The 12,899-nt window shown below is 63.0% G+C and carries 13 protein-coding genes; 5 read left to right on the top strand and 8 right to left on the bottom strand.

Going from position 1 to position 12,899, the window contains the following annotated elements; all coding sequences use genetic code 11:
• The 4 genes from VF515_01380 to VF515_01365 form a co-directional block, all read right to left on the bottom strand.
• Complete coding sequence (locus VF515_01380; protein HEX7406276.1) at positions 1 to 1,479, bottom strand: DUF4340 domain-containing protein; 1,479 nt, start codon at positions 1,477 to 1,479, stop codon at positions 1 to 3.
• A 76-nt stretch (positions 1,480 to 1,555) separates the two neighbouring features.
• Complete coding sequence (locus VF515_01375; protein HEX7406275.1) at positions 1,556 to 3,109, bottom strand: Gldg family protein; 1,554 nt, start codon at positions 3,107 to 3,109, stop codon at positions 1,556 to 1,558.
• A 3-nt stretch (positions 3,110 to 3,112) separates the two neighbouring features.
• Positions 3,113 to 3,886, bottom strand: a complete 774-nt coding sequence (locus VF515_01370; GenBank protein ID HEX7406274.1) for an ABC transporter permease subunit — start codon at positions 3,884 to 3,886, stop codon at positions 3,113 to 3,115.
• Positions 3,883 to 4,629 (bottom strand): ATP-binding cassette domain-containing protein, encoded by a 747-nt coding sequence (locus tag VF515_01365; GenBank protein ID HEX7406273.1) that lies wholly within the window; start codon positions 4,627 to 4,629, stop codon positions 3,883 to 3,885. The genes VF515_01370 and VF515_01365 overlap by 4 nt, the downstream gene beginning before the upstream one ends.
• Before the next feature lie 193 nt (positions 4,630 to 4,822).
• On the opposite strand from VF515_01365, the gene polA reads away from it, so the two are divergent.
• The 5 genes from polA to VF515_01340 all read left to right on the top strand — a co-directional run bounded on the left by polA (position 4,823) and on the right by VF515_01340 (position 9,531).
• Complete coding sequence (gene polA, locus VF515_01360; GenBank protein HEX7406272.1) at positions 4,823 to 7,468, top strand: DNA polymerase I; 2,646 nt, start codon at positions 4,823 to 4,825, stop codon at positions 7,466 to 7,468.
• A 139-nt stretch (positions 7,469 to 7,607) separates the two neighbouring features.
• The gene (locus VF515_01355) at positions 7,608 to 8,177 is read left to right on the top strand and encodes a sigma-70 family RNA polymerase sigma factor (protein ID HEX7406271.1); all 570 of its coding nucleotides are present in this window, start codon (positions 7,608 to 7,610) and stop codon (positions 8,175 to 8,177) included.
• Between the two features lie 75 nt (positions 8,178 to 8,252).
• On the top strand, positions 8,253 to 8,783 hold the full coding sequence (locus VF515_01350; GenBank protein ID HEX7406270.1) for a zf-HC2 domain-containing protein: 531 nt from the start codon (positions 8,253 to 8,255) through the stop codon (positions 8,781 to 8,783).
• Positions 8,780 to 9,268 (top strand): hypothetical protein, encoded by a 489-nt coding sequence (locus VF515_01345; GenBank protein ID HEX7406269.1) that lies wholly within the window; start codon positions 8,780 to 8,782, stop codon positions 9,266 to 9,268. Before VF515_01350 ends, VF515_01345 begins: the two co-directional genes overlap by 4 nt.
• Before the next feature lie 104 nt (positions 9,269 to 9,372).
• Positions 9,373 to 9,531 (top strand): hypothetical protein, encoded by a 159-nt coding sequence (locus VF515_01340; GenBank protein ID HEX7406268.1) that lies wholly within the window; start codon positions 9,373 to 9,375, stop codon positions 9,529 to 9,531.
• 33 nt (positions 9,532 to 9,564) lie between these two features.
• Here the strand turns inward: VF515_01340 and VF515_01335 are convergent, their stop codons facing one another.
• From VF515_01335 to VF515_01320, 4 genes are all read right to left on the bottom strand, one after another.
• Positions 9,565 to 10,830, bottom strand: coding sequence for a sulfate adenylyltransferase (locus VF515_01335; protein ID HEX7406267.1), 1,266 nt, complete (start codon positions 10,828 to 10,830; stop codon positions 9,565 to 9,567).
• 101 nt (positions 10,831 to 10,931) lie between these two features.
• A complete protein-coding gene (locus VF515_01330) occupies positions 10,932 to 11,072 on the bottom strand; it encodes a hypothetical protein (protein ID HEX7406266.1) in 141 nt (46 codons plus the stop codon).
• Between the two features lie 73 nt (positions 11,073 to 11,145).
• Complete coding sequence (locus VF515_01325) at positions 11,146 to 11,871, bottom strand: ThiF family adenylyltransferase (protein ID HEX7406265.1); 726 nt, start codon at positions 11,869 to 11,871, stop codon at positions 11,146 to 11,148.
• Positions 11,865 to 12,893 (bottom strand): cysteine synthase family protein, encoded by a 1,029-nt coding sequence (locus tag VF515_01320; GenBank protein ID HEX7406264.1) that lies wholly within the window; start codon positions 12,891 to 12,893, stop codon positions 11,865 to 11,867. Before VF515_01320 ends, VF515_01325 begins: the two co-directional genes overlap by 7 nt.
• Positions 12,894 to 12,899 lie beyond the last annotated feature (6 nt).

Here is a 12,899-nt window from a genome sequence, read left to right as displayed (position 1 = left end):
TCAGTCCTGTTCGCCACCCGGCGGCTCGTCACCCGGATCGGCTCCACCCATCGGCTCGTCGCCCATGGGTTCGTCCTCAGGTTCGTCGGCGCCAGGATTCAGCTGTGGGCTCGGCGTTCCCGAAGCGGGCAACGGTGTCGGCTTCTCGATAAAGTCCTGCGGTTGTTTATCGAGGCGGGTAACCAGGTAGTCGCGGACCAGAAAGACCGTCTGTCCACCCTCGGTCATCGCCGTGTAATCCTTCTTTGGCGAATCCCCTGGGCGGCTGCCTAGTAAGACGGTAGCGAGCGGCTTATTCTCTTCGCCGAAGACGCTCAGGGTCAGCAGCGGCTGATCCAGCCCGAGCGAGGCAAGGTCGGTTGGCCCGTCGGCAATGATCTCGTAACCCACGAGATCATGAAGGTCGCCGATGTACTGGCTGATGGCGGTTGGCGCTGGTTTGCCTTCGCCAATTCCTTCGACGCGCCACTGCTTGTCGTCCCGAACGAGCTTGAAGTGTCCGCCGTCCTTGCGTTTGACCTCGACGCTCGCAATCTTGTCGCGGTCGAAAGCCAGAACCGTCTTATCGCGGAAATCGTTTATGCCCTTGTTCAGGTCGCGCAGGATCCAATCGCTGACGACATAGACGGTGGGCTGTCCGCTTCCCTGGACGTACAGTTGCTTGTTCTCGGCGTCCTTGCCGATCAGGATATCCTTCTCGGCGTTGTCCTTGCCGAGGTAGAGACTCACCTTGAGGCGGGGTTTGTCGAGACCGTACGAGCCCAGGTCCGTGGGTTGATCGGCGGCAAAATCGACGGCGCGCATGGAGCGCAGTGTCGACAGGAACGTGCGCATCGCGGCAGCGTCAGCCGCATACTTCCCCGGGCGTTCGATACTCCAGCGATCATCCTTCTGGACGAGTGCCAGATCCTTTCCCTCTGTGTGAATCTCGATTTTCTGCACGTCCTTGTCGGCGAAGTTGAGTAGCGTCTTGTCGCGCAGGTCCTTCACCTTCTTGTCCATGCCGGACCGGAAGGCCGCGGTCGTCAGCACCACTTTGGGTTCGTCCACCCTTTTCACGTACGCCGAGAATCCCACCGGGGTGCTCTTACCGACGAGGACCGTCGGCAAGTCTTTGTCTTTCAGCTTTACCGTCACCTTGGCGAACGGCGGATCGAGCCCGTACTGAGCCAGATTGGCTGCGTCGTCGAAGGTCTTCTTCACCTCCGCCTCGGCAATGGCGTTGATCAGGTTCTTCACGGTGGTCGCGTCAGCGGCCGTATCGAGAGGCTTGATGAGTCGCCAGTCCTCGCCAGCCTTCTTCAGCACGATCTCGCTGTCGGCATAGACGAGCGAAACCTCGGTCACGTCATCGGCCTTGAACTCGAACAGCGTCTTCTTCTTGGCCTCTTCCTCCGACTTCGGCACCTCCACCCAATAGACGTAGGCGCCGAGTCCGACCAACAGCAGGAGGAGAACGAGTGTGCTACGGAAGCGCATCTCAGCGGGACGGAGTCAAGAGGACTGCCAACGGAGCAGGACGACAACTGCGCATCATACCCTGCCAACCAAGCGGTTATTCGCGCCGCCACCAGACGGCAATGCCCACGATCAGGAGTATCTCCGGGATGAGCAGCACGGAGAGGTAAAAGATCACGGTACCTTGGTCGGCGGTAAACTGCACCCTCGATGCACGGACCGACCGCGGTCGAATGGAGAGCAGGTCGGCCTGTCCTGCCAGCCAATCGACGGTATTGAGCACGAGATCGCGATTGTAGTACGTGCCGTCGACCTCGCGGTTACTGGCGAACTCCACGCTGCCGTACACCGCCAGCCGCGCGGTCCCTTCCTTGCCGGTACCCATCTGTTTGAGATCGGCGTTGGTCACCACCGCTATGGGCACAGGACCCTTCGTATCGACGTTGGCATCCAAGCTCGCTTCGCTGCGCTGGAAGAGAGCATCCAGATCGGTTTCACCCCAGCTCTGAGGGCTGGTCTTCACCAGTTCGGTGACCTGCAGCCCCTTCTTCCCGGCGGCGTCGGCATGAACCGACCGCGTCATCGGAAAGACGGTGCGCTGTTTGAAGTCGCGCGTGATCTCGTGGGTCGCATAGGTATTCACCAGCGGCGCCAGCCCGAGCGCCGGGCCCTGGAAGAGGCGGACGACCTGGTCCACCACCACATCGTTGCCGAGCTTCACCCCCCACTTGGACAGGAGCGGTTGAAACTCGTTGCCGGTGCGCGGGGGCAGCATCATCAACACACGACCGCCGCCGTCGAGATACGTACCGAGAGCGTTCAGCTCGCTTTCCAGATAGGGCTTTTGCGGACCGGCAACCGCGACCACCGAACAGTCGTCTGGCACTTTGTCCACCGAGGCCAACAGCACTTTCTTCACTTCGCAGTTCTCGTTGCCGAGCGCCTCCTTCACGCTCGACAGCGCGTGGGCGTTCTGGGCGTCATCGACGTCCGGCTCCCCGTGCCCTTCGACAAAGCACACGGTCTTCCGAATCGACCGGGACACCTTGATGATGGCGTTGGTGATGGCTTCCTCCGTCGGTTTGGAAATCGTGGTCGATTCCTTGCCGTACTCGAAGCGCACGGTGTTGTAGGCCGTCACATGGTATTTCTCGGCCACTTCCGGCTGGCGGTCCGGATCGATGAGTTCAAATTTGATCTTGGGGGAGTTGTACTGGTAGTTGCTCAGCAGATCGCGGAGCTCCGGGCTCACGCCACCTTCCACGAAGGCTTGGATCTGCAACTCCTCCTGGAGATTCTTGACGACACTCACCGACTGTGGCGACAGGCTGAAGACGCCCTGTTCCGTCAGGTCGAAGCGGTGGGGGTGGCGCGTCGAGATGTAATTGAGCAACCCCACGACGGCGAGGAAGACGGCGGACACGAATAACGCGTTGATGCCGTATTTCGTCGACCGTTCGCTCACCATGCCACGGAGGTTCTCCAGCCCCGCGCTCAGGTAGGCGATCACCGCGAACAGGCCGAAGAGGCCGTTCACGAAGATGTACAGAATATCGACGCCGGAGCGGGCGCGCGTGAAGACCGCAGCCACACCGGCAAACAGCAGGAGCACGAGGCCGATGAGGCCCAACAACGAGTTACTGCGGCGCACGGCTCATCTCCAACGGACCGACTCGACCGAACGCTGGGTCAGGAAGAGCGCCAGCAGGATGACGCTGGCAAAGTACACCAGATCCTTCGTGTCGATGATTCCCTTCACCATCTCCCCGAAATGCTCCGTCAAAGAAACGTACTTCAGCACCGCACCGAGGACCGGCCCAGCCGTGTCCGCCGGCCATGAGATGACGTACATGAGCAGCAACAACACCAGGCAGCTCACCGCAGCAATGATCTGGTTCTCCGTGAACGAAGACGTCAGCAAGCCGACGGTCAGGAACGCCGTCGCCAGCAGCAGCAGACCGAGGTAGCCGGCAGCGATGATGCCCATTTCGGGGTTGCCGTACATCAGCAGGATCAGCGGGTAGATGCCGGTCAAACCGATCATCACCAACAAGAACGCCAGCGCCCCGAGAAACTTGCCGGCCACGATCTCCGTGATCGACAGCGGAGAGGTCATCAACAGCTCATACGTGCCGCTGCGTTTCTCCTCCGCGAAGCTGCGCATGGTGATGACCGGCACCAGGATCACCAGCACCACGGACAGGTTGTGCAGCAGCGGCGCGATGACGAAGTCGTTCAGATTGAGATGCGTCTGCGCCTCGGGATTGCGCATGGCAGAGTAGATGGTCAGCAGAAAGTTGAATCGGGCCAGCAAGTTGAAGAAGAACCATCCACCCAGGAGCATGAACCCCGTCAGCACGACGTAGGCGATGGGCGAGACGAAATACGAGCGCAGTTCCTTGCCGGCGATGGTGAACGCGTTTCTCACGCCCGGACCTCCTCCAGCACCGTTCGCTCTTCGGCGGGCTCTTTCGTAATGTAGCGTAGAAACACCTGCTCCAAACTCATCTGTTGGGTCAGGTTGGCCAGCGTATCATCGACCACGATGCGCCCTTCGTCGATGATCACCACCTGCTCGCACAGCTGCGAGACTTCGGGGAGGATGTGGGTCGAGAGGATGACGGTACGCGCACCGGAGAGGTCCTTGATGAGGGTACGAATCTCGATGATCTGCCGCGGGTCGAGCCCGATGGTGGGCTCGTCGAGCACGAGAACGCTGGGGTTGTGGATCAAGGCCTGCGCCAAGCCGACGCGCTGGCGGAACCCTTTCGACAGGTGGCCAATGACCCGTCCGGTGACCTCGGCCAGACCACAGGTCCGCAGGACCCGATCGACGCTGTCGGGCAGCTCGGCCTTGGGGATGCCGCGAATCCGGCCGACAAAGCGCAGGTAACTGGTCACGGTCATGTCCCCGTAAAGGGGCGGATTCTCGGGCAGGTAGCCAATGCGCTTGCGGACCTCGTACGAGTCGTCGAATATATCGAACCCCGCGACTTTCACGCTCCCGCTGGTGGCGGGCATGAAGCCGGTGATGACGCGCATCGTGGTGGTCTTGCCGGCGCCGTTTGGCCCCAGAAAACCCAGGATCTGGCCGGTGACGGCAGTGAAACTGATGTCGCGTAGGGCGACCACGTCACCGTAGCGCTTCGTGAGGTTGCGGACTTCGATCATCGCGAGTTAGGACGACACTCCACGTCTAAGATTCAAAGGCCACGACTAAACGGCAGGGTGTTTAGCCACAGCAATCCCCTTTGTCAATATCCGCGCCGCCCCGTTGTCGTCACGCGCAACCGACAGACCCAGCCGGGAGAGGACTAAAGTGGACTTGGACGATACCATTTGTTACCGTCACGACCGTGCCTCGATGCCCCGGTCACATCCAGTGTTGTACCTGATCGACGCCAGTTCGTACGTCTATCGGGCATTCTTCGCGTTACCGCCGCTCACCGATGGGAGCGGCCGGCCGACCCATGCGGTGTACGGGTTCACCACCATGCTGTTGAAGCTGCTCCGCGAGGCCGCACCGCAGTATATCGGGGTGGTGTTCGATGCCCCGGGTCCGACGTTCCGCGACGCCTTGTTCGAGCGCTACAAGGCCAACCGCCCGGCCATGCCGGAGGATCTCGCGGCGCAGTTCCCGTTGGTGCATGATGTCGTTGCGGCGCTGGGGCTGCGCTCGCTGTCGATCCCCGGCGTCGAGGCCGATGACGTAATCGCCAGCGTGGCAGGACGAATGGCGGCGCAGGGAATCGACAACCTCATTGTCACGAGCGACAAGGACTTGATGCAGCTGGTCGGCGAGCATGTGCAGCTGTGGGATACGATGCACGACCGGCGATGCGACCGGCAGACCGTGCGGCAGCGCGTGGGTGTCGACCCAGAGCAGGTGGTCGAGGTCATGGGTCTGATGGGCGATGCGATCGACAACATCCCCGGGGTCCGCGGTATCGGTCAAAAGACCGCCACCTTGCTGATTGCGCGCTTCGGGACGATCGAGCAACTGCTCGGCCGTCTCGACGAGCTTGCCGCGGCCACCGACATCCGAGGAGCGAGGAAGCTGGCGGCGCTGCTCGCTGCCCAGGCAGACATGGCACGTCTCAGTCGTGACCTGGCGACCGTCCGACGCGATGTCGCGGTCGACTGCAAGCTGGAAGATTTCCGCTACCAGGGTCCCGATCCGAACGCGCTCCGCCCGGTCTTTACTCGGCTCGGCTTTCAGAAGCTCGTCCGCGAGCTGTCCCTCACTACGCCGCCGGCGCGGGCGGCGCTCCGTCGTTGCCCCAATGCAGACCAGCTCGAGTCCTTCGCGTCTGCCGTGCGGCGGCACGGACGCATGGCGCTCGCCTGTGACGAGGAACGGCACGGCGGCGCCGTGGGGCTGGTCGTCGCCACGAACGGAGAGACCCCGCTCCATGTGCCGCTCGCGGCCGAGCCGGCCCAAGCTGACCTGTTTGGAGTGGGCTCCGCGGGACCGTCGCACCCGCCCGAAGCGCTCAAGGGGTTGCTCCAAGATGCGCAAGTGGAGAAAGTTGCGCACGACTTCAAACGGGACCTGCTGCGCCTGGATGCGGCCTTGGCGCAGACGGTCACGCCGGCGTTCGACATCATGGTCGCCTCGTATTTGCTGGAAGCGTCGGCAACGCACCGGCTCGAGGACCTCGCTGCCGGCATCCTCGGCATCAACCTGCCGGTCTTCCGGGACGGCCCTGAAGCCCTCGCCGCTGGGGTTGCCCTCATGGCACCGTTGCGCGACCTGCTCGCCGAGCGCTTGCGCGCCAGCGAGATGGAGCGTCTCTTCTATGAGGTCGAGATGCCGCTGGTGCGGGTGCTTGCCGCGATGGAACGGCGCGGCGTGCGACTCGACGTGGAGGCGCTGGCGCAGATGAGCCGCGAGTTGGAGGCGAGGCTCAACACCCTCATGCAGGAGATCTATGCGCTGGCCGGCGGGGAGTTCAACATCGCCTCGCCACCGCAGCTGCGCACGGTGTTGTTCGACCGCCTCGGCCTGTCTCGCAAGGGCGTGCGGCGCGGGAAAACGGGGCTGTCGACCGATGTCGACGTCCTGACCCGGCTGGCGGCGGAACACCCCCTGCCGGCCAAGATCCTGGAGTACCGCACTCTCGCCAAACTCAAATCGACCTACGTCGACGCGCTGCCCGCGGCAGTGGACCCACGCACCGGGCGTCTGCACACGTCGTTCAACCAGACGGTGACGGCGACGGGAAGACTGAGCTCGAGCGACCCGAATCTCCAGAACATTCCCATCCGCGGCGACGAAGGGCAGCGGATCCGTGCTGCCTTCATCGCGGTGGAGGACTGTCTCATTCTGGCGGCGGACTACTCGCAGATCGAGCTGCGGGTCCTGGCGCACTTGTCCGGAGATCCGGCGCTGGTGGCCGCTTTCCGAGCCGGCGACGACATCCACGCCCGCACGGCGGCCGAGATCTTCCGCGTCCACCCGGACGCCGTTACGCCCGCCATGCGCCGGGCAGCAAAGGTCATCAACTTCGGCATCATCTACGGGATGGGTCCGCAACGCCTCGCCCGCGAGTTGAGCGTCCCGCTCGACGAAGCCGAACGCTACATTACCAGCTACTTCGAACGCTACGCCGGGGTCCGTGCGTACATTGAAGCCCTGCTGGCTGAGGCGCGGCAGCGCGGCTACGTCACCACCATATTGGGGCGCCGGCGTGCGCTGCCAGACATTGCAAGCGGGCACCGGGGCGTCGCCCAAGCCGCCGAGCGCACGGCGATCAACACCCCCATTCAGGGTTCGGCGGCGGACCTCATCAAGATGGCCATGGTGGCAATCGACCGGCGGGTAGGGCAAGAACAACTTCGAGCCGCGATGATCCTGCAAGTGCACGACGAGCTGGTTTTCGAGGTCCCCGAGGACGAACGTGAACGCATGGCAATGATCGTTCGTGAGCAGATGGAGGGCGCCTTTCCCCTCAACGTCCCGCTACGGGTCGACCTCGGATGGGGACGCAACTGGGCCGAGGCCCACTGAGCGTAAGTCGTGCTCATGAATCAGGCTCGGCCGAGGAAGAACAACAACACGTCGATGATCCGTCGAATCACGGACACCAGCGCGCCGCACGAATTCCGTATGAATAAGCCCTGTGCACGTCCGTCTATAGGGTGTTGCCGTGGAGCCTAGCGATCAAGAGCTGGTCCGTGCCAGCCGCCGCGGTGACAAGGAGGCCTTTCGGGAACTGGTCGAACGCTACCAACGCAAGGTGGTGTCAGTGGCGCTGGGTATGGTGCACAATCGGGAAGATGCAATTGAAATCGCACAAGAGACTTTCGTCAAAGCGTTCGAGAATCTGGAAAAGTTCAAGGGAGAATCGAGCTTCTACACCTGGCTGTACCGGATCGCGGTAAACCGCGCGATCGATTTTCAACGGCGGGAGCGGCGACACCCAACCGTCGCATTGGAGGACTTGGGTGGCGCCGGAGAGGGATACGAGGAAATCTTGAAGGAGGAACGGCTCACGGACCCGTACCATCAAACGCATGCACGCGAGGTCGGCACGCGCGTCACCGCTGCAATTGATGAGTTGACCCCTGATCACAAAGCCGTCATACTGCTGCGCGAAGTCGAAGGCCTCTCTTATGATGAGATCAGTCGCGTGATGCAGTGCTCGAAGGGCACGGTAATGAGCCGTCTGCATTATGCCCGTAAGAAGTTGCAAAAACAGCTCAAAGATTGCCTGTAACCTCGGGCCATACGCGATGTGGCCTGGGCAATATAGCGCACAGCAAACGGCTGAACGGCCCGTGGGATGGGTGTCATGATCTGCCGTGAAGCAGCGAACCTCCTGCCCTTGTTTCTTGATGGCGAACTCGACCCGCGACAGATGCGTGCCATCGCCTTGCACAGCGCTCGGTGTGGCACCTGCGAGCAGGATCTCCGGCGTCTGGAGCGCATGCAGGAATTGATCAGCGAGAGCATCAGTAGCGCCGCGGATGAGATCGATTTCGAAAACTTCTGGCCTGCAATCGAACGGCGTCTCTCGACCACACGTCAGCCATGGTGGCTGCGCCTGCGCGCGTGGTGGGACGATGGTGAGCACGGTTGGATCGTCCGCTTGCCGGCATTTGCTGCTGCGGCGGCCATCGCGGCATTTGCGCTCCTGCTGTTCACCCATGCCACCCAACCGACCTCGCAGCCGGGGGCCCCTCAGTTGGCGGCAGTCGACAACGCAACTTCCATCGAGTCGCTCGACAGTGACGTGGACTCGGTCGCGGTGCTCAACGACCCAGAAACGCGCACGACGGTGCTCTGGGTAAATGACGTCCAGGCCGACGGAGACGCGCCGTGAAAACGGTCAGCCAGATGGCGGTGACGGCGCTGGTCGCCGTCTGCGGCGTGTACGGTCTGGCAGCCGCCCAGGGCAATGTGGCGGTGCCGACCAGCGCTCCACATACGAATAGTGTTGAGGTCCGCATCGGGGCGGTCCTGGCGAGTAACACGGGCAAGGAATTCGATCAGCGCCTGGCGTCCATGCAGCGCCAGTTCAGTACGCTGTTCGCGTACTCTTCCTATCGGCTGGTGAAGGAGCAGCACCAGCAAGTCGCCTGGGGCGAGCGGGTCGCGTTCGATATCCCGGGCGGCCGCTACGTGGTGGTGATCCCCAAAGAGTTCAAGAACGACCGCGTGCTGATGAAGGTGATGCTGATCGAAGGGACGCGTCCGATCGTGGATACCGCCTTGTCGCTGCGGGACCACGCCACGTTTCTCGTTGGCGGGCCGCGTGAGCACGACGGCGTGCTCATCCTGTCGATCGGCGCCGACGTCCTGCATTAATGTTCTCTCAACTGCTACAGATCACCGAACGTACGGCGGCTGTGGCCGTTGCGGCTCAGCGGTGGGTAGCGTTATGGGGACCCGTTTTCGAGCTGCCGGTTCTGATGGCACCTTTCCTGGCTCTCGCCTCGGTGGTCGCACTGGCCCTGCTGACCGGCATCGCCGCCGGCTCCGTGGCCGTTCTGATCGTCGTGCTGGTCGCCCTCTACGTATTGCTGACCGAGGTTCTCGGCGTCTCCATCGAAATCGCTAACGAACGGTAGCCGCACGCCTCAGGGCGCGCAGAGCGCCGCCAACTACGACGCTGCCGCCGTCTTCTCGCGGTAGTAGGCAATCAGGATATCGGCGATTTCCGGGCGCAGGATGCGTGCGTCCGGCCGTTCGCCTTGGGTGAGCGCCTCACGCACCTTCGAGCCGGAGATGGTCATCGGACGCTCATCTGGATGCGTGTCCGTCAGGTCGACACGTCCGACGCTGTCGAAGTAGGCGGCAAATCCGATGTTGCAGGGCCGGATGCGCAGGTCGCCTCTGAGGTTATTGAAGATTTCCTGCGCATCGAAGTCGCCCCAGATGGGTTTCCCGTCGTCATAGGGCGCATCCGCATGTTTGCGGCCGATGACGATGTCGGTAAAGCCCAGATTCTGGCGGTAGATGCCATGCATCACCGCTTCTTTCGGGCCGCCGTAGAGCATCTTGATATCCAGGCCCACGAGTTCGAACACCTCGTTGAGATCGTAGCCGCGCGACTGCCAGAGCGGCTCGTCCTTGTCACCCCGGCCCAGGAGTTTCTGCTCGTGCAGGGCACGGTAGCACCGCATGCGCACGCGCGCCGGGACATCATCACCCTTGAGTTCACCGATGAGCGGGTTGAGCACCACGCCGGCAAAGTAGCCTTCCCGCGTCAGTCGTTCGACTCCAGCGACCAAGGCGTACTCGTGGGCGCGGTGGAGCGGGTTGCGCGTTTGGAACGCGAGCGCACGCTCCCAGCGGCGCTCCGCAATCAGGGTGCGCACCTGGCGCGGCGAAAGCACGAATTCCCCGTACTCGGTGTCCACCGGCTGCGGCAGCGCCCAGATCTCCCCACCCACAAGGCGGGAGCGTGAATCCTTCATGATCAGGTGCGCACCCGGATGATCCGTGCGCGCGGTGCCGTAGAACCCCTCGAGGTGCTTCGGCTTGTCCCAGTCGAAGACGCTCGACACCCGTATGATGGCAACGATGTCGCCGTCGTGCACCAACGCAGCGGAATGGCCCACCTTGAGGTGCCGGCCCTCATCCCCGGTGACGGGAAACGAAATCGGCGCCGTCCACGCATACCGGCGGAAGCCGAAATCCAGGGCATCGTGGTCGAGAACGTAGTGCCAAGTTTCTTCGTCCATCGGCCCGGTCAACGGAGACAGCGTCCCGTCGGCAATGCGATAGACCGTCGACAGGTCGGCGCGACTCAGCTCGATGCGCGGCAACCGGAGCGCTTCGGCAAGGAACTGTTTGCGGCGCGAGAGCGGAACGGTACGCGAAACAGGGGTTTCCAAACCACCGTGGACTGGAACCAAATCAGGCATGTTTTCCAACTCCTCCTCGTATTGCCCGTGCGGGCATGGTCGTTCTTCGCATCAGTCCGGCGCCGTGATGTCATAGGCGTTGGAGCAACCGCGACCCGAACTCACTGCTCCTCCATGACCCGCACCTCGCAGCCCGACAGGGCGGGCAGCTTAACAGCAGCGCTGCGTGAGAGAAAGCGGGTGAGCCAGGATCGCTTCTCGGCGACCAGCAGCGCGAGGCCGATCTGGTGGGTCAGGATCACCCGGGCGCCGATTTCACCGGCGTCGCCCTCTTCGATCAGCGGAATGACGGCGATGCCTTCCTGTCGGGCGCGCTCATGCGGTCATCGTCCCCGCCCGTTCGAGCCTCCGGCACACCTCACACCGTGGATGGTTGACGATGCTCTCCTCACGCACCACCGCCTCGCACGCATCGTAGACGAGCCGCCGTCCCATCAGCGTCGCTTCCAGGCCGAGAATCAGCTTGATCACCTCGGTGGCCTGCACGGTGCCGATGAATGCGCGCACCGCACCGAAGAGCGCTGCGGAGGGAGAGACACCGCCAACGGCTTCCCCGCGTTGATCCTGCCGCAGACCGTACAGCTGCAGACAGCAATAACAGGGCACGGCGGTCCGATAGCCGGCCAGCACCGTCGCCTGCCCGACCGCACCCGCAGTAGCGCCCCACACGAGGGGCTTACACAGGCTGACACAGGCGGCGTTGAGAAGAACGGCGGTGGCCGATGGGCTGCCTGCGTCGACCACGACGTCGTGGCGGCCAACGGCCCCAACAGCATCGTCGCTGGTGATCACCGGCGCGGAAAACGCCAGCCGACAATCCGGGTTCAGCGTTTCCAGATCGCTGCACGCGAAGCCCTCGGCCCCGATCACGGACAGCTCGCCAATGCCAGCAGCCGCCAGGTAGAGAGCGGCGGCGGTGGCCATCTCCCCCACGCCGACGAGAGCGACGGAGGCAGACAACAGCTTCTGCTGGCCTCGGCCACCGACCGGCGGGAGGATGATCTGGCGGCTGTAGCGCGCGATCTGCTGCTCGGTCAGCATGGGGTCAGGGCCTGCCGGGGCGGCCCGCCCCGGTCAGCGGCTCGCGCTCTCCAATCGCGCCAGCCGAACCACAACGAGGTGCTGAGATAGCGATCACCAAGATCGGGGAAGATCATCACGACCACGCCCGCATCAATCTCCTTCGCCACTTGCAGGGCGGCAACCATGGCGGCGCCCGACGATTGCCCTAAGACCAGCCCCTCTTCACTGCCAAGCTGGTATACCATCTCGTACGCCGCATCGGTGCCAACGCTGATTTTCCGGTCGAGTTGTTCCTCATGGTAAATCCCGGGGACAATCGAGCTGGCCATGTGCTTCAGGCCCTCGAGTCCATGCCAAGCATCATCCGGCTCGACGGCAATGACCTGGACGTGCGGGTTTCGTTCCTTGAGGTAGCGTCCCGTGCCCATGACCGTACCACCGGTACCGATGCCGGCGACAAAATGCGTGACCGCACCGCGGGTCGCGTCCCAGATCTCCGGTCCGGTACTTTCGTAATGCGCCTGTGGATTGACGGGATTGAAATACTGATCCGGCTTAAAGTAGCGCTCGGGATTCTCCGCGAGGATGGTGCGGCAGAGGCGGATGGCACCGTCGGAACCCTCCAGCGGGTCGCTGTAGACCACCTTGGCCCCGTAGGCGACTACGATTTTCTTGCGTTCAGGACTGACGTTGCCCGGCATGACCAGTTCGACCGGATAGCCTAGGGTCGCGCCCGCCATCGCCAGCGCGATGCCGGTGTTGCCCGAGGTCGAATCGAGAATGGTTTTGCCCGGGCGTAGCGCGCCACTGCTCAAGCCCTCCCGTATCATCCACACCGCGGGCCGGTCCTTCACCGATCCCCCGGGGTTGAAGCCCTCCAGTTTGGCCAGGACGCGCACGCCCGGCGAGAGGCCGCGGGTGAGGCGATTGATCTCGATCAATGGGGTCCACCCCACCAGGTCGAGTATGGTCCGGGCACGGCCAGGCCGCTGGCTCCGCGCGGCTTCGGCACCCGAATCGGGCTGACGCACTACCTCCATCCTGGC

The organism is Candidatus Binatia bacterium (genome assembly GCA_036382395.1).
Lineage (GTDB): Bacteria > Desulfobacterota > Binatia > HRBIN30 > HRBIN30 > JAGDMS01.
The sequence above is the reverse complement of the archived record's forward strand: the minus strand, read 5'-3'. Positions and strand labels throughout refer to the sequence as shown.

What these genes read in the sequence shown, in the direction of transcription:
- VF515_01340 (HEX7406268.1), top strand. Translation starts at nt 9,373, where the DNA reads ATGGCACCTTTCCTGGCTCTCGCCTCGGTGGTCGCACTGGCCCTGCTG.
- VF515_01325 (HEX7406265.1), bottom strand. Translation starts at nt 11,871, where the DNA reads ATGCTGACCGAGCAGCAGATCGCGCGCTACAGCCGCCAGATCATCCTC.
- VF515_01380 (HEX7406276.1), bottom strand. Translation starts at nt 1,479, where the DNA reads ATGCGCTTCCGTAGCACACTCGTTCTCCTCCTGCTGTTGGTCGGACTC.
- polA (HEX7406272.1), top strand. Translation starts at nt 4,823, where the DNA reads ATGCCCCGGTCACATCCAGTGTTGTACCTGATCGACGCCAGTTCGTAC.
- VF515_01365 (HEX7406273.1), bottom strand. Translation starts at nt 4,629, where the DNA reads ATGATCGAAGTCCGCAACCTCACGAAGCGCTACGGTGACGTGGTCGCC.
- VF515_01350 (HEX7406270.1), top strand. Translation starts at nt 8,253, where the DNA reads ATGATCTGCCGTGAAGCAGCGAACCTCCTGCCCTTGTTTCTTGATGGC.
- VF515_01320 (HEX7406264.1), bottom strand. Translation starts at nt 12,893, where the DNA reads ATGGAGGTAGTGCGTCAGCCCGATTCGGGTGCCGAAGCCGCGCGGAGC.
- VF515_01335 (HEX7406267.1), bottom strand. Translation starts at nt 10,830, where the DNA reads ATGCCTGATTTGGTTCCAGTCCACGGTGGTTTGGAAACCCCTGTTTCG.